Below are 16,423 nucleotides of genomic sequence, written 5' to 3' on the forward strand. Positions count from 1 at the left end.
GAGATATCAACCTTAAATTTTTGAAGTAAATTTTCGAGGCAACTAGGCTTTTTAGATGCATGAGTTTTTAGATGCGTGAATATACTCATCTTGAATTTTTTTAAACAATGTGATTATTCAGATAAAGCCTATCAAAAATTTCAATGATCATACTGTACTCTTTCAGTTTTATACAACTTGATTATTCTGTCATTTAAGGCACTAACAGCTTCAAAGTGTATCTATTGCTGCCGTTTTTAAGGAAACCGGAAATTAGTTTGGAACTTTTATTATTATATTACTGAGATACTTTCACGTTTAAAATTATTAATCCAAACTCTTTTATATAAATGGATATATCGAATATTTTAATATATGGCACAAACGCTTCTTCCTATTCAGGTCGTACAAAGTCAAACTGAAACTCGAATTTTCATCCGTCTTTGTGCGGAGATTTTGGTGTCACATGATACAGATATTCTATAATTAGATATAAAAACGATAGAAGTGGTTTGAATGCAACATGAATTAATAGATGTAGTATTTCGTTCCCAGAAAAGAAGAGACCTCCTTTTACTCTTGGGAGAGGAACCAAGAACAATGGAAGAAATTAAGATCCTCCTTGATGTTTCTCCCACGGCTATCTTACCCCAGATCAAAAGGCTTACAGACAGTGACCTTGTTATTCAAAAAAATGGCAGCTATGAATTAACAGATATGGGAGATCAGGTCTTTAAAAAAGCCCAATCCCTTGTCAATGTCCTTACTTTACTCGAACGAGACAACTACTGGATCGAACATGATCTCAGTGGAATTCCTAATTATCTCCTTGACAGAGTAGGAGACCTAAAGGACTGCAAGCTGGTTGAACCAGATCCGAGCCAGATTTTTGAGCCGAGTGCGGAACTTTTGAGTTTCTTCTCCTCATCACGGTATTTGATGGTGTTTTCGTCCTTCTATAGGCCTGAATTCCTTCCCCTTTACACAAGGCTTGCAAGGCTGGATTCAGATGTTACCCTTATTTTCACTGAGTCGGTACTCGAAAAAATTATGCAGAATTATGAAAAGAAGATACGAAAACTTGCTACTCTGCAAAATGCTGAACTTTTTGTCTGTAATGATGGGGTCAAGCTGGCTGAACTTATGGTCTCAGACCGTGGGATGATAATTTCTCTCTTTGACAGCAACGGGAGATTCTATTATGAGTACATGTCCTGTTCCGAACCTGAAGCTGTAAACTGGGCAAAAGAGCTTTTTGAGTTCTATAAATCAAGAGCCTGGCAGATCGAGAGTGAACAATGTATTGATAATTTTATCAGTACAGCCGAAAGAGAGGCTTTTCCTGAATCCATGTTGTTCAGCCTGCACTGATAAACAAGGTAACCAGTTTGTAAGACTGGTTATAGCAATTTGCAAAGCAGTTTGTAAGCAGTTGGTAAGGCAGTTTGTGCAGACATAAATCTTCAGAATCAGATCTTCTCCAATCAAATAAATTCCAGAGTCGCTTCAGAATTCCTTTCTGGAGGTTAAATTGAATGAGTACAGAACTTCAGTTAATAGACACAATTTTTTTTTCGGACAAAAGGAAAAATTTGCTTTTACTCCTTAAGGACGGGCCAAAGACAATTGAAGAAATCAAGAAAGGGCTTAAAGTCAGTTCCAGTCCTATAATGGCCCAGATCCGCATCCTGCTCAAGGAAGGGCTGCTGGTGCAAAAAGGAGACAGGTATTGTCTCTCTGTAAAAGGAAAGCTCATTGTCCCGAAAATGGAGCCTCTTCTCTCAACTTTCCAGGTTTTCGACGAGAATCATGATTACTGGGCAAGACAGAATTTGCGGACTCTTCCTCCTCACCTGCTGGACCGGATTGGAGAACTTGGCAGTTGTAAGGAGCTTTTACCTGAGAGAACCCATATTTTTGATTACCCTCCTGAAATTATGGACCCTCTTTACAGATCCAGGACAGTTATGGAGATTTCTTCAATTTTCCTCCCTGGATATCCGAGTCTCTATCTGGACCTTGCAAAAAGAGGTATTGAGGTCTCACTTATTCTGGAAAAGCCAATCTGTGAAAAATTAATTTTCGATTACAGGGCAGAAGTGGAAGAGTTCTTAGATCTTAAAAATACACGCCTTTTTGTCTGCGACCATAAAATTGAGCTTGCTTCCAGCATTGTTACCGATCGCTTTATTTCCCTATCCATGATCTCTAAAGAGGGAAGATACTATAACCACGAAATGGTGAGCTTTGAGAAAAGTGCCCTTGTCTGGGGGCAGGAACTTTTTAACTATTACAAAGACCTGTCCGAACAAATAACTCAAATTTAATTTTTTAGTCAATTTAGTCTTTTAATCAATTTAGTCTTTTAATCAATTTAATTTTTTAACCATTTCGCATTTAACCGATTTCGTTTTTTAACTAAATTTGATTTTTTAGCTAATTTTACTTTTTTCATTCCCAAAGCTTGAAATAATCTTAAGTTCCAGTTTATTTAAGAAATGGAAAAGCAAGGTTTCCCAGCAGTCGTTGACGAAAACACTGAAATCCTGATTCTCGGGTCTCTTCCAGGCGATGTTTCTATCAGGAGGCATCAATACTACGGGAATCCGGGAAATGACTTCTGGAGGCTGCTCGGCAGTATTATTGGAGAAGACCTTCAGGGCATGAATTATCAAAACCGGCTTGAGACCCTGAAACGCAATAAAATAGGGCTCTGGGATGTCTTTAAAGCCGGGAAAAGGGAAGGAAGCGAGGATGCAAAGATAAAGAACGAAGAGATAAATCAATTTTCAATGCTGAAAGAATTAGCCCCTTCTCTGAAGCTGGTTCTTTTTAACGGCAAGAAATCCGGAGAATACGAACCGATTCTAAATGCAATGGGATATGAAACAAGAGTCCTTCCTTCTTCAAGCGGGGCGAACCGGCGATTTCTTAAAAATAGGAAGTCAGAATGGGAAGCAGCTTTCAAGCGTTGATGACTTATCTTTACCTGACCAGCTTGTACCTATTCTTTCGAATAATCGGATTTTGTTCGCAGAATCTATTTAAAACGTGGAATTCGACCTCATCCAGGTTATTCGGTTGTTATGGCTTCATTGGGACAGGCTTCTTCACAGGCTCCACATTCAACACATTCATCTTCATCGACTACTGCACAACCTTCATCCTCATCAATAACGATTGCTTCTACAGGGCACTCATCTACGCAGGTTCCGCAGCCCGTACATTCTTCTTTCTTGACTTTCGCTGGCATCTTATGGCTCCTCTATTTGTTTTTCCAAATTTTCTCTATATTTTTCTTATGCTATTCTATTATTAGTGCTTTAGATCATTGTTTTCAAAGCGTATTCGGGATCTAGAGTCTAAATTAGTCTGAAATCTAGGTTACTCTGAAGTCCAGATGAGTCTGAAATCCAGGCTATCCTGAACTATTTTAATTATGCCATTTTAAATATATAAATTTGTTCTTATAAATATTTTGATCCATATTGCCGCAAAGTTTCCTTTTTGATTTGGTTTCACTCTCCAATTATTCGGGCTTTTTCCAGCCGATCCAGAATTTCAAGCAGCTTCTTTTTGAGCCTGTTTGCTTCCCGAATCTGCCTGAGATAAGCCTCCCACTCCTCTTTCATTCCAATAGATTCCAGAGTCCCCTTTATTTTTCGGAGGTACATTGATGCTGCTTCATATGAGCTTACTTTTGTTTTGGAGATCAAGTCTTCTGCAACGTTTTTCCAGATCTCAATCGCAATCGCAGGATATTTGTCCTTTACTGCATTTGCAATTTCTTCTTCTAAGATGGCCCGTCTGGATTTTTCGGCTTCGCCTTTGCTTTTTTTAAGCTCTTCATACCAGTGGACTACCTCGTCAGCATTATTTTCTTGAATAGCTATCTGTATTAACAGATCAAGGACAGGAGGTTTAATTTTTTTTAACAAGCTTGCTCCCAGCAGCCCTGTCTTCGGGAGGATGCCAGGAAGAATTGAAAGTTCTTCCTCATTTTTGGTCTGGCTAGCTGGCAACTCTCCGTTTCTCAAGTACTTGAGGGCAGCCTCTCGGATTTCCGGCCATTTACCTATATTTTTTGCGGCTTTCTGCATCCTAATATAGCTGGACAGTTGGGGAAACCTGAAAAAATCTTCCGTTTCAAGGGCAGCTACAAAAGACCAGTTTTCTTCTTTCTCTTTAATTTCAATAAGGGTTTGCAAGAGCTCGTAGGCGGTGCCAGGTTCATATTCTCTTAGTTCTTTGATTCCCCTATAAATCCATTCTTCAGCTTTCTTTTTTTGCCCAGAATCGAGCAGTTCCCTGATAAGCCTTGTATAATTGCCTGTTCTTTCGGCTTCAAGCTCAGAGATCGGGATAATCTCTTCAGAAAGCCCGGCTTTTCTCAGGGCATCGATAAACCTGTCAACAACATAATCTCGTTCCCAGGATGAATCGTACACGATATCCTTTTCTTTTTCAGCTTCCTGCAACCGGACTTTCAGGGCTTCTGCAAATAGCTTCCACTCTTCCTGAGTATAGTCTTCTCTCCAGAGAGCAGGTTCATTAAGAATGCTGTAATCGTCTTTTAGCTCAATCTCAAGGGCATAAAGCATTTTCTCATGTGCAGGAAGAGAGGATTGAGATAAAGCCCTGAACACCACATCCATGCAGTCAGATATTTGCGTTCCTATATCTCCTTCTTCGTCATATTCCTCAATTTCTTTATACCTGTCCATGAGCTCTTTTCCGATATCGAGCAGCTCGTCAGGATGGCCTGAATCAAGGAGGCTTTCCAGCCTAACCTGTACTTCTGAAAAATCAGGCATCTCTTCGCCTTCGTAAGTCCAGAAATCAGAGCTCTTCAATTCTCTCCATATCTCGTCCAATTCGGAATAGATGCCCCCGATAACTCCTTCCGGATTTTCGGATGCAAGGTTCTGGCGGTCCTTCAGATACCTGCCAAGCATGTTATCTTTTTTTGCAAAGGTTGTCAGTATCTCGATTAATTCCGGTTTATCCAGCTTTTCCAGATACTCACGAAGGGTGCTTGGAGATTCCTCACCCTCATAGGCTTTGGAAGTTCCGGCTCCTGCAAATCCTCGCCTTGATCTTTTAATAAGAAAGTCTTCCTCAGTAACAACAGGCACATCTTCTCCCTGATCTATAAGGTCAAGATATTCGAGTACAGCTGCAACTCCGTGTTTACAGTCATGCCCGACAGGACAGGTGCAGATCGAACTCAATTTCCCGTTTTCCAGGGAAACTTCTGTGAAATACTCTATTGTTCCCTCTACCAGCGCGACCAGGCTGCCTGAGGGAGTGCATTTGATTTCTTTCACTCGCCCCTCTTCCTGGTACTTGATCCCCTTTGCAGTTGCCTTCCCTCCAGCCCAATCTTGGAGATCACTCCATTTAAGTTCCTTGAAGGCTCGAGAAGTTTTGTTTTCGTCTAGCATATGTGATTATTTATCCAAAAGTAATATAAAAATAAGTTTATAAACTCTGTTCTATACTTTAGGTTTACTTCACTACAATAGTAGCGTAAAAACGCTCTATTATTGAACTTTCTCCCTCCCAATCACGCCATTTTCTAATGCTAAGCCTGTGAGGACCCTTCTCCGATGCACAAAACTGTAATACTCGAACGCCTCCTGTCCCCATTGCATCTCCAGCTTTCTCAAAACTGTCACCTACCATTTCCAATCCTTCGGTGGTCTCTACACTCCACCGGTAGCCTGTACTGGGATTTTCATCAAGGCGTACGGTCACCACACTTTGAGCTTCTACTTCTACAGTACGGCCCAAATCCTGATCGTTCAATATAATCGCAAACTCCTCCAGAACTTATTCAGATCTCTACTTCCTAAAAAAAGAAACGGCACGAAAGCCGCATCTTCAATCATCTCCGCAAAGTTTACATTTTGCATTTGGTACCATACCTTCTCATCAGGTTCTATTTTTCATACAGGGCAACATATGTGTGTCGGAGGCGTCTCGATTAAAAGTTTTTAGAACTTGATGTTCTTGGAGTCTTCAGAGTTTAAGTCCGAATTTCCCTGTGTCAATCCAGTTCATTGAGATAAGAGACCAGAAGTCCACTGCAAATTTGCTCAGGACGTATTCATAGGGCAGCCAGCCATACCCCCCGTCTCCCCAGCCTGTACCCCAGGAATTCCGGATCAGGAGAGCACCGGTTGTTTCCTTATTGCTGATTTTATTTTTGATTCTCATGTCATCGTCGTAGCCGACAGCAACGACTGCATGGCCCCATATCGCCTGCTCTTTTGGGCCTGGGAAGGGAATTCCACCTTTGATATCCCCATCGTTGAAGGAGGGAAAACCAAAGAAACCGAACATTGAGGGAATCCCTGCTCCTAGATACTTTTTCACGCTGAAAAGAACATCTGCGGGTGGAATATTCATGCCCTGCGGGTCGTGGCAGAAGTAGTTAACGGTTTCAAAGTCTTCGGCAAGCGAATATACAAAGTTTGAGGGTTCTTCGTCAAAAGTCGGTTCCCCTGCCGGTCCCGGAGTTTTCCTGTCAGTATAAGGATAATATCTTTCTGGAGGGACACCGCAAAGAACAAGAGCTGCCATAGTATCTCTGAGCCAGGCTCCGGTATCTCCTGTGACTCCCATCAGATTTCTTGTAGCTTTGTAAACAAAAAGCCTTGACCCGTCAATGTATTTCCCAAAGGCCCGCTTCTGGAAGTATTCAATCACTCCGACGCCTGCATGGGCAGTACAAGAACCCAGATTCATCTGGTTTTCAACCGGCGAACACCAGTTCCTGAGATCTACTGATATGGGCAGTTGCGGTGCTGCAGTTTTCGATTTGAAATTCAGGATGCCGAGTTTTTCTGCCATTTCGGGAACTTTAGCATCTTCTTCTTTAGTGTTTTCTGTGTAATCTCTCAAGTCCGGTAACGGAGGGAGCCAACCAGTTGCAAAAGTCTCTCCAGTGTCCGGAATTATCACCTTTTCATAAGCAGCTGCTATACCAATCATTTCATTACCCCACTCATTTTGTTTACCGTGTTTAACCCGATATGATAATTAATCTCGTAAGATTAATTATTATATTTTGTAGCTTTAATAATTATATATATAACTAGTATTTTAATATATAATAATTAATTATAATTATAAAAATATAAGTTATAATGTGGATAAATTGATTTCTATTTGGCCTTATCTTTTATTTCTGTTCCGGAATTACTTCTCAGCTAAGCCCAGCATACTGCACCTGATTTTTACAGAAATCATGTCTTTACAAACCAGAAATTTTACAAACCAGAAATATTAGTGTCAAGTAGCTTTAAGGCAACAGCTAGATTCATCCGAATAATATCCAGTGCAAGTCCATAGTTGATGTGGTCAAGCGTATCGTTAGCAGTATGGATATTTATATTTGAACTGTCAGTCCCTTCGATCGTGAGAACTGCGGGAATAAGCTCATCAATAAATGGTACGTGATCACTTCCGAATGGACTTTTTGATATCTGGACTATGAGTGATGTGTATGTGGCAGCGGCTCCTGCGAGTTCTTCCATTAGAGTCTTGGAAACCGGGGCTCCCTCGAGCAGGACAGTTTGCGATGCGGTATTTAAGGTCGCAACCATATCCATATTGATAACTGCACTAATACGGGTGCGTTCATTTTCTGGCAACCGGCTGACATACTGTTTGCTCCCATGAAGTCCCTCTTCCTCCCCACCAAAAAGAATGAGTCGCAAGTCATGGTTTGAAGGATGCTCAGCAAGTACGCGTGCAATCTCCAGAACTCCCGCAGCACCGCTTGCATTGTCATCTGCACCTGGAGCAGGTGCGTTCGCCCCGTCTCTTATGTTAATTGAATCCAGGTGAGCAATGATAAGCACGAGTTTACGGGATTCACTTTCACTACCCAGGCGGTCTGCCACGACATTATAGCTACTGCCTTCTCCAATATTGATTGGATGCAGTTTCACCTGGTAACCAAGGCTCTGTAACTGATTGGCCGCCCACTCAGCTGCGCTGGAATATTGGGAACTCAAGGAATAGCGAGTCAGGAAATTCACCAGCGAGATAAGGTAAGAGCTGTACGTAGATTCCGATACAGCCTCAATATTTGCCTTTACCCGGGTAACGGCTGCCCGCGCTACAGGTTTTACTATCTCCATAATCACACTGTCCATTGCCAGCGGGCGCACCGTCCACCAATCATCTTTGATTTCCGTTAAACGGCGTACTTCTTCGGGAAGCAAATCGGCCACCAAATAACGGCCTTTTTCTATGACTATCCGGATTTCAGGATGTGCATCCTGGAATGCCCTTCCGGTCTGGATAATAAAATAAAGCTGTCCTTCCAGTTTGCGGCTTTCTGCCTGGTCAAGATATATGCCTGCCCGTCTGGCTTTATTGACGAAAGCGTTCCATTCTTCAGAAACTGTCCATACTACAGTCTTATCTCCAAGACGGGCCCAGTGCGCCCCTAAGTTCCTTGCAGATTCCTCAGTACTGCGTTTTTCGCTTGAATCCGAGAGTACTACATATCTCTCCATAATTTCACCCCTAACAAGGGATCAGGAGGATGCTGGCAATTTCCGCACCTTCAGAATCCCCGTATCAATCTGAAGGATTTCTAGGATTTGAGGTGGTCTAACATTCCCTTCAAAAGATACACGCACACGCCCAGAACCTTCCATCTTCCAGTGTCCATTAATTCCACGAGTGGCATCAGTAGGGCCAATTTCCCAATCGATAAATACTCCATCTGGCCTGAACTCTATACCTCCCCTGCCACGAGCTGGTGGGAAATCGTACTCTCCTGGCCTATACACAGTTATTCCATTCGTATCTTCCTCAAAGGAATGTACCCATTTCCGGAAGATTTCGTCAGGTAATTCGGTCATAGTTTGTCCTTTATTTGCCCTTACAAAATCAGAAATTATCAATTCCCCAGCCCACATATACCTGGCCGGTTACTGACTAGCTCCACTTTGAGTTATCATAGTATATGGTACAGAGCAGGATCGGTACCGAGGGTGAAACGTCAAGGCGTTACACCCTCAGGCAATGCTACTTCTATCTCCTCCAGAGGTACTTTACTTTGGCATAGGCATTTTACCTTCAGATGATGCCCTTTCGACTTCTGTTTTTTGCGTCGCAGTAAGGAACGAGGACCTTGGTCCTTCAAGACATGCATTTATACGAATTGCCTGGCCCTGCGTGAACATAACCATGCATTTGTCATCAACATAGTCCATGTAATTCACGAACATATCTCCATTTGGTCCGTTGTTACAGCTGATATGTGGAAATGACGGAACGCCAAGATTTGCACTTGCTTGGTTTGGAGTGTCATCAACTTCATCCGAGCGTGAACATGGGTCCTCAAAACTCAATTCATCACCCCATATATGATAAAGGTCTAACCAGTGGCCTATTTCGTGGGTAGCTGTCCGTCCCCCGTCAAATGGCGGTCTGGCAGTTCCAGTGGTACCAAATCCTGTGTGAGTAATGACAACGCCGTCTGTTTTAGCGGGCCCTCCTGGAAACTGTGCGTAACCCAGCAGCCCCCCACTAAGCTTACAGACCCACATATTCAGATAACTGTCAGCCGGCCATGCATCCTTGCCGCCAGTAGATTCGTTTTTAACTCTGTCATCGGTAGAAAAAGATGTTACTGAGGTATGGGTGCGAGTAACTCCTGTAGTCGGATTTCCATCAGGGTCTGTCGTTGCGAGGAAAAACTCAATTCCCAGGTCTACCGTAAGATCGCTCCAAACAGAAGGCACCTGAGATACGTCGGAATTCAACTTGCGAAAATCTTCGTTAAGGACATCTATCTGGCTCTGGATCTGGGCATCAGAAATATTCTCTTCTTCTTTATTCCATACAATATGAGCGACTACAGGAATCCGAACGATCCCTGTCCGAGACACTGCTCGAAATCCTTTTTTATATGCAAGAGCCAGATTTTCAATCTGGTTGCGCGCTCTCACATATGATTCAGACTCCGCTAACAACCTGTGATGAACTTCCATCGCTCCACATTTACGTTGAGTTGGTACTTCAGAAGACTCTTCCCCTATATCCTTATTTTCAAATTTCTTAGCCATATGTATACCCCACTCAATTATTTACTCCCAATAAGTTATTACTCGAAACTCCAGATATTACAATCAGTAAGATATGGACACATCACCTAAAATGAACGTGCCATCCAAAATTCCTAAAAATGAACGTGCTATCAAAAATTTTGATCATCTGTTGCGCTGTCAAGAATAATATTACGAATTTCGACATCTGGCAAATAATATCTAACTCTAACCGTTTACTCTGACAGTTTCCTGTGATAGCTAAAAATAAATTAGGCTTCTGGAGCTCCTTTTAATTAAATAAATTATATAAATAACATATAATAATAACCGAATTTAAGATCCTCAATAATAATCAGGAAAACTAACACTTTTTCAACATTCTTTCTTTTTATTCTCAGGTTTTCCGCAGAAAAAACGCTGACACAATGTGTAAATAATAAACAAACGCGGAAAAAACACTGAACAAGCTAATTAATTTGAACCTCTGTTCATCCTTATCCGGGAGTATGCACTTCAAACCGGTACAATTGTATCGGAAAAAGTTATATCCGCTAAATTTTATGGGCTGTGGTCAGGCAGTTCGAACTCTGCAATCACCGGCGAGTGGTCCGATTCCGGGAACTTTCCTTCGGTCGCAAAAGCGATAGTTTCATCATGCAGCAATTCATTGTGCACCTCGGAACCTCTATAGTAAGCCAGCAGACCTCTGCAGACCAGCAAATGATCCAGCATCCTCCCTTTTCCCTGATGATAAAGCGAGAACCGGGCGGATTCGGGAATGCTCGTTTCACAAGGGAGCATAACTCGCTTTGCCAGTTTTCCGTTACCTGTGTTTTCAACTTTTCCCTGGATAGCATCCAGAGGTACCTCCTCGAATTCCGCATTGAAATCTCCACAGACTACAATCCAGGGATTTTCAGTTTTATCGAATAAATCATCAATTAACATCCTGACCTCCAAGGCTTGCCCCACTCTTTTCATGGAAGAGAGAAAGAAGCCTTCTGACCAGCCCGAAGCAGTTTTCCAGGTATAGGTATCTAGTTTCTGGCCTCTAATGTCCGTGGGTATCCGGGATTTTAAGTGGAGATTAACAATGTCAAGTACCCTATCCCCAATGCCGATCCTGGCATGAAGAATCGGTCGTTCCCAGCTAATTTTTTCCGCTTTTGGTTCTTCACCTTCTGCAGCCTCGGCTGTTACGATTTTGTAACACGGCGCAGGGGCAAAATGGTGTTTGTACTGGTGAGCTTCCAGAATCTCATACCGGCTTAAAATCACAAGGTTGCGTTCATCGTAAACTCCGGACCCGTCTTCGGCCATTGTGGATACTCTGTGGAATCCGGCGTACTGGGTTTCCTGAAGAAGCGCATCAAGAGCCAGCAGGCAGCGAGGCTGTCCTATTTCTTCCTGCCCGTTAACTTCCTGAAGACAGAGAATATCGGCATTGAGCCTGAGGAGTTGAGGCCGCATCAGGGAAATACGCTCTTTCAATGTAGGACGCTGGTCTGGTTTATCATCGAAATTTTCCAGGTTGAAGGTTGCTATGCGTAATTTGCTCATACTACCCCCGTAAAGAAAAACTTCAGCTTTTAACCGCAGTAAGTTAAGAATCCGTAAAAAAATAAGGGCCTATTTAAAATTTAGTTTCGTAAACTCAGGTTAATCACGGTAATAAAAAAGTAAATTACCGCACGTTATATAAGGCGACGTAAATAATAATTATTTTGAAACATTCTTGCGTAATAGTATTCTGTAACTCATTTTCTGCAACGATTTTTAATTTGTTTAAATTTAAGCTAGTATGCCTGGATAAAATTCATGGAAAACTCGGTATATATTGTAAAATATCTGTGTATTATGGCTAACTTTCAATAAGAAAATAACGTACGACAATTAATGAAACAGCAAGTACAGTGATGCACTCTTCATATACAGCGTTTGAAAAGAAGCAGAATACAGATGAATATACTGAAGAATATTTTATAAATTCAATACAAGAGTGTGATCTTTTATCAGAAGATGTATTGTGTAAACTTAGCGATGTTATAGAATCTTTTTCGCGAGATTACTTCAAAGAAGAGAAGGATCGCATGTCAGTAACCGATGCTACAGCAATGTGCTTTCTCGTCGAAATGTGTTTGTCCGTGAGTTATCTGAAGCAAGAAACTATATGATTGCAAAACTTGTAGGATATCGAAAGTAAATCAGCGAGATGTCGAAAGAAGTAGAGTTATGCCGGAAACAGACTGATGAGACAGTTTGATACGAGTAGTTAAGGTCAAGACATGGACACTATTACTTTTTATACTATTTGGCTTAGCGGCATAGCGGCTGATTCGTAATCAACAGGTCGAGGGAACAAATCCCTCCGGAGGCTGTTTGTTTTTTCGTTCAAAATCTGATTTCATAGAATCTCAAGTAACCGAGATAGTTATTTATAAGCTGGATTGCCAATTGCGAGATAATCCTATCCCTTCAGAAAGCTGTCTACTTTTCTCAAAAGTTTAGCGGCGGCAAATGCAAAGGAAATAATAAATAAGCAGACTTAATAGCGATCAACAGTCTAATTATTTCATGCATAAGGCTTCGTTCGTGGTTTTTAGGCATTAAATCCTTTATCTCAATCTGGCAGTTTTCGGACTAAAAAATAAAAATGAGGGCTTTTTCGGATAGCCCACTCAACTTCTCTACACAGATCAAACAAACAAGGTGAAAACCACGTAAGCTAATATTACCATGCTTACACTGTACTTCAAGCCCAGATATGCAGATCCCTGTCCCATCTTTCCAGCAACAATTCCGCAAGTAAAAGCCTGTACAAGGGCTGAGTGGAACATGAGCATAGTGTACTCTTCTACATTAAAATACCCGCCGATTCCAGCCATTCCCTGTGAAGAAGTCGAGAACGCAGCCGTTTGCGGGAAGAAGTTTGTAGCTAGGACGTAGACTATGAACAGGAAAGTGAAAAAGGATACATAGATCGTGACAACGTAGACTACCATTGATGATGAGCGCTCTACTCTCATGTCCTCATCGTTTCTAACCTGTTTGGCGGTAATAGAGAGTACGCTTTTGAGGTCACTTGTAGACTCATTTGCTTTTACGAGAATGTGAAGAATCCGGCTTGAAGAAGGTGTTCTTATGCTTCTCTCAAGGTTCATAAGGGCTCTTGTGGTGGAAGTGCCCCAGGAAATGTCTTCCTTTACCTTTTTAAGTTCTTTGCTGAGGACTCCCATTTTGGATTCAGCTATTATTTTTAACGAATTTGCAAGATTGATACCGGATTCATTCATGCTGGAAAGGCTTTTCAAAAAGTCAGGCATCTTCTCGTCGATTTTGCGCATCCGCCAAGCCTTGATTTCATAAAAAATTATAAAGGGAATCAGGATAACGACAATAAAAATGACAACATAATCATCAACTGCGGTGACAAACTTTATAGCACTGTCAGTAACATGGTCAAAACTTATGTGCAGGTGAAAAAGGCTAGAATAGAGTTTATGTTTAAGGTTTCTTGGAAGTTGGGTAAGATAATACAACCCAAGCGGAACTCCAAAGAAAAACGTGTATCTCGGCTCATCCCGGATAGTCCTGTAAGGGTTAAGCACCATGTCTCTGAGCCTGTTAAGCTCTCTGTACAGCAGGTAAGTTTTTCTCCTTTTCTGCTCCTTCTCCTCACTGAGCCCGGAATCGATCTCTGGGATATCAGCAAGATTTATCATAAAACTACGAATTTCACCTTTTTTCGGATCAATGGAAAGTTCGCCCACGGTGTCGAGAAGTACTAAATAAAGCAGGGTTGCAAGAGGTAGTATCACATAAATAAGCATATAAAGGATCTGGGCTGAAGCCGGCTGGAAAAATTGCATCACAACTATTGTAACCATTACGAAAAGAGGACCTGCAACCAGTGCGGTCACATAGATCTCAGCAAGTACATCAAGCCTCTGTAACAGGTTTTTGTTCGCCAGCGCAGCCATGCCCTGATATTGTTCGGACTTATTTCTTATGTACTCAGTTATAGCTCCACTGCTTGAAACTATAATTAATCCATCAATAAAATCTTTAAAAATTTCTGAAGGGGTACGTTCCTTGGCAATTTTAAGGGCACCTATGAAATCTTTTCCCAGGTAGTCCATATCTCTTACAACGTAGGAAATTTCTTCTGCAGTTGCGCCAAATATATAACTATACCTGCTCAAAGACCGAAACACATCATAAATCGACATACCTCCTTTCGTTAAGGCATACATGTAAGTTATTGCCGGAAGCATTGATTTATCTATAGAAGCTTGCCGGTTATTTGCCTGGAAATTAGGATATATATATGCCACAAGAAATACAGCAAAAAAACCTGCAAGAAACAGTACAAGACCAGCTAAAATTGCAAGAGGATACACATATTTGCCTGCAATGTCGGCACGTGTAGGATCCACAAAAAGGCTAAGTCGGGAAACAGGATCTCCGAAAGTTTTCAGTCCCAACCATAACCCAAAAACTCCTCCGGTAATTCCCACAATTACAGAGTACATGAAAGCAGAAGCCAGGTACTGATCCACTGACATAGAGATATGGGAATGGCGTATTTTTACCTTTAAATCTTCAAAATGAACTTTATTTTTATAAAAGTAATTCCCATAAAACCTGTACGCCAGTTCATCAAAAATAGTATAAACCATGCTTCCCCTCTCAAGCATCCATACCCTGTATCATATCCTGCAGGGTATCTTTTTCTATAGCTTCCATAACCATCTTCGGATGAGTCTGATATGCCTGGACTACAATGGAGACCTGAATGTAGTTCCTTATATTTTTTTGGTACATATAATCCAGGATTCTTCTCCGATTTTCCATCTCATCTCTCAACTGACCGGAATCCCATCCTCTTGAATACATAATTTCCTGTAAAATGTGGGAATCCCCTACCTTAGTGAAGCAATCCTCTGAAGGTTCCCAGTTGAAAAGCTCATTTATCCCGAGATCTCCTGTTTCAGGATCGACATTAAGGACTTCCACAAGACTCCGGGTTCTTCTAACCCTCTTTTCTTCTATGAACACCTGCGCCTGAATACAGAGCACATTCAGAGACTGCAGCATGACATGAGGCACGTTTATTGGCTCATGGGTAAGCCTGTTTACAACGGTCTGTACATCTCCTGCGTGCATTGTTGAGCTTGTTGCATGTCCTGTTGACATTGCCTGGAAAAGCGTGAGTGCTTCACGACCTCTCACTTCACCCACAATTATGTAGTCTGGACGCTGTCTGAGGGCAGCTCTCAGAAGGTCGTACATGGTAATTTCTCCTGAAGCGTCTGCAGCAAAACCTTCTCTTGCAACCCCGGAAATCCAGTTGTTGTGGTAGAGTAAAAGTTCCCTCGTATCTTCGATCGAGACTATCTTGCTTGTCGAAGGCATGAACAGAGATGTAGCATTCAGTATAGACGTTTTTCCTGACGCTGTACCTCCTGCAAAAAGCATGTTGTGACCGTTCTCGATAGCCATCCAAAAAAATACGAGCATGTCAAGGTCGCATGTCTTATAGCCAAGCAGGTCTATGGGAGTCATCGGATCTTTCCTGAACTTACGGATAGTAAAAGAACTGCCTCTGGGAGTAATTTCTCTCCCTAAAACCGCCTGAAGTCTTGAACCGTCCTGAATTGTCGCATCCACTATTGGCTGGCTTACAGAGACATGCTTATTGTTCAACTGGCACATCTTGATTACAAGGGCATCAAGTTCCTCTTCTTCAAAAATAATATTGCTTTCAACATTGAGATATCTGTTATGATAAACATAGACAGGGACTCCCACTCCATCACATGAAATATCTTCTATATAAGGATCATAAAGAAGAGGATTGATTTTCTCGTAGCCCAGCAGGTTTCTTCTAAGATAATATATAATTTTTAAAAGTGCTGCTTTCGAAATATCAGCTTTATAACGTTCAAGAAGAAAGAGGGCTCTATCTACTAGAAACGCATCCTTTTCGGATCTGGAATGCGTAGATTCAAGAATCAGGATATCCTGAAAATCTTCATAAATTCTTTCAAGAAGCTCCTTCTCAAATTTTGTAAGAGAAGGCTCGATAAGCCTGTAATATGTTGATCTACGGTCTTCCAAGATCGATACAAAAGTGTAAGGTTCCTGAAGCCAGTATCTTTCTATTTCTTTTAACCCGTCAGGCACTATAAAATCTACAAGAGGTCCTTCTTTTTCTGGGTCGTAAGCTGGCAGAGTTCTCAAAGGCTTATCAAAGTAACTTCTAGCCTTTTTTACAACCTCCGCTATGGAGTTATAGTTACCTTTTTTCCCCAGTAACCCCGAAATAAACTTATTCTTCGCTAGCGTTTCTTTTACTTCGTCCAAACTCT

General features: G+C 41.6%; 13 protein-coding genes. 3 read left to right on the forward strand and 10 right to left on the reverse strand.

Annotated elements, in window-relative coordinates; genetic code table 11:
* The first annotated feature begins 495 nt into the window (after nucleotides 1-495).
* The 3 genes from BP621_RS14555 (at nucleotide 496) to BP621_RS14565 (ending at nucleotide 2,954) form a co-directional block, all read left to right on the forward strand.
* On the forward strand, nucleotides 496-1,350 hold the full coding sequence (locus BP621_RS14555) for a helix-turn-helix transcriptional regulator (RefSeq protein WP_292391247.1): 855 nt from the start codon (nucleotides 496-498) through the stop codon (nucleotides 1,348-1,350).
* 164 nt (nucleotides 1,351-1,514) lie between these two features.
* On the forward strand, nucleotides 1,515-2,306 hold the full coding sequence (locus BP621_RS14560) for a helix-turn-helix transcriptional regulator (protein ID WP_292391248.1): 792 nt from the start codon (nucleotides 1,515-1,517) through the stop codon (nucleotides 2,304-2,306).
* 171 nt (nucleotides 2,307-2,477) lie between these two features.
* Nucleotides 2,478-2,954, forward strand: a complete 477-nt coding sequence (locus tag BP621_RS14565; RefSeq protein ID WP_292391249.1) for a DNA-deoxyinosine glycosylase — start codon at nucleotides 2,478-2,480, stop codon at nucleotides 2,952-2,954.
* Nucleotides 2,955-3,052: 98 nt separating this feature from the next.
* Here the strand turns inward: BP621_RS14565 and BP621_RS14570 are convergent, their stop codons facing one another.
* The 10 genes from BP621_RS14570 to BP621_RS14615 form a co-directional block, all read right to left on the reverse strand.
* Complete coding sequence (locus tag BP621_RS14570) at nucleotides 3,053-3,232, reverse strand: 4Fe-4S binding protein (RefSeq protein ID WP_292391250.1); 180 nt, start codon at nucleotides 3,230-3,232, stop codon at nucleotides 3,053-3,055.
* 265 nt (nucleotides 3,233-3,497) lie between these two features.
* Nucleotides 3,498-5,423 carry an SWIM zinc finger family protein gene (locus BP621_RS14575; RefSeq protein ID WP_292391251.1) on the reverse strand — a complete coding sequence of 642 codons (1,926 nt, stop codon included), beginning with the start codon at nucleotides 5,421-5,423 and terminating at the stop codon, nucleotides 3,498-3,500.
* A gap of 64 nt (nucleotides 5,424-5,487) precedes the next feature.
* On the reverse strand, nucleotides 5,488-5,787 hold the full coding sequence (locus tag BP621_RS14580) for a protease inhibitor I42 family protein (RefSeq protein WP_292391253.1): 300 nt from the start codon (nucleotides 5,785-5,787) through the stop codon (nucleotides 5,488-5,490).
* Nucleotides 5,788-6,000: 213 nt separating this feature from the next.
* Nucleotides 6,001-6,975 carry a C1 family peptidase gene (locus tag BP621_RS14585; RefSeq protein ID WP_292391254.1) on the reverse strand — a complete coding sequence of 325 codons (975 nt, stop codon included), beginning with the start codon at nucleotides 6,973-6,975 and terminating at the stop codon, nucleotides 6,001-6,003.
* 278 nt (nucleotides 6,976-7,253) lie between these two features.
* Entirely contained in the window at nucleotides 7,254-8,510 is a 1,257-nt protein-coding gene (locus tag BP621_RS14590; protein ID WP_292391255.1) for a M28 family metallopeptidase, read from the reverse strand.
* Nucleotides 8,511-8,531: 21 nt separating this feature from the next.
* Nucleotides 8,532-8,861: a hypothetical protein gene (locus tag BP621_RS14595; RefSeq protein WP_292391256.1), complete on the reverse strand. Its 330-nt coding sequence runs from the start codon at nucleotides 8,859-8,861 to the stop codon at nucleotides 8,532-8,534.
* Nucleotides 8,862-9,053: 192 nt separating this feature from the next.
* A complete protein-coding gene (locus tag BP621_RS14600; RefSeq protein WP_292391258.1) occupies nucleotides 9,054-10,070 on the reverse strand; it encodes a zinc metalloprotease in 1,017 nt (338 codons plus the stop codon).
* 540 nt (nucleotides 10,071-10,610) lie between these two features.
* Nucleotides 10,611-11,612, reverse strand: a complete 1,002-nt coding sequence (locus BP621_RS14605; RefSeq protein ID WP_292391259.1) for an endonuclease/exonuclease/phosphatase family protein — start codon at nucleotides 11,610-11,612, stop codon at nucleotides 10,611-10,613.
* Between the two features lie 1,136 nt (nucleotides 11,613-12,748).
* On the reverse strand, nucleotides 12,749-14,731 hold the full coding sequence (locus BP621_RS14610) for a type II secretion system F family protein (protein ID WP_292391261.1): 1,983 nt from the start codon (nucleotides 14,729-14,731) through the stop codon (nucleotides 12,749-12,751).
* A gap of 10 nt (nucleotides 14,732-14,741) precedes the next feature.
* Entirely contained in the window at nucleotides 14,742-16,418 is a 1,677-nt protein-coding gene (locus BP621_RS14615) for a type II/IV secretion system ATPase subunit (RefSeq protein ID WP_292391262.1), read from the reverse strand.
* Nucleotides 16,419-16,423 lie beyond the last annotated feature (5 nt).

This window comes from Methanosarcina sp. UBA5 (genome assembly GCF_002505485.1).
Lineage (GTDB): Archaea > Halobacteriota > Methanosarcinia > Methanosarcinales > Methanosarcinaceae > Methanosarcina.

What these genes read in the sequence shown, in the direction of transcription:
- BP621_RS14570 (WP_292391250.1), bottom strand. Translation starts at nt 3,232, where the DNA reads ATGCCAGCGAAAGTCAAGAAAGAAGAATGTACGGGCTGCGGAACCTGC.
- BP621_RS14560 (WP_292391248.1), top strand. Translation starts at nt 1,515, where the DNA reads ATGAGTACAGAACTTCAGTTAATAGACACAATTTTTTTTTCGGACAAA.
- BP621_RS14600 (WP_292391258.1), bottom strand. Translation starts at nt 10,070, where the DNA reads ATGGCTAAGAAATTTGAAAATAAGGATATAGGGGAAGAGTCTTCTGAA.
- BP621_RS14555 (WP_292391247.1), top strand. Translation starts at nt 496, where the DNA reads ATGCAACATGAATTAATAGATGTAGTATTTCGTTCCCAGAAAAGAAGA.
- BP621_RS14585 (WP_292391254.1), bottom strand. Translation starts at nt 6,975, where the DNA reads ATGATTGGTATAGCAGCTGCTTATGAAAAGGTGATAATTCCGGACACT.
- BP621_RS14590 (WP_292391255.1), bottom strand. Translation starts at nt 8,510, where the DNA reads ATGGAGAGATATGTAGTACTCTCGGATTCAAGCGAAAAACGCAGTACT.
- BP621_RS14595 (WP_292391256.1), bottom strand. Translation starts at nt 8,861, where the DNA reads ATGACCGAATTACCTGACGAAATCTTCCGGAAATGGGTACATTCCTTT.
- BP621_RS14610 (WP_292391261.1), bottom strand. Translation starts at nt 14,731, where the DNA reads ATGGTTTATACTATTTTTGATGAACTGGCGTACAGGTTTTATGGGAAT.
- BP621_RS14565 (WP_292391249.1), top strand. Translation starts at nt 2,478, where the DNA reads ATGGAAAAGCAAGGTTTCCCAGCAGTCGTTGACGAAAACACTGAAATC.
- BP621_RS14575 (WP_292391251.1), bottom strand. Translation starts at nt 5,423, where the DNA reads ATGCTAGACGAAAACAAAACTTCTCGAGCCTTCAAGGAACTTAAATGG.
- BP621_RS14605 (WP_292391259.1), bottom strand. Translation starts at nt 11,612, where the DNA reads ATGAGCAAATTACGCATAGCAACCTTCAACCTGGAAAATTTCGATGAT.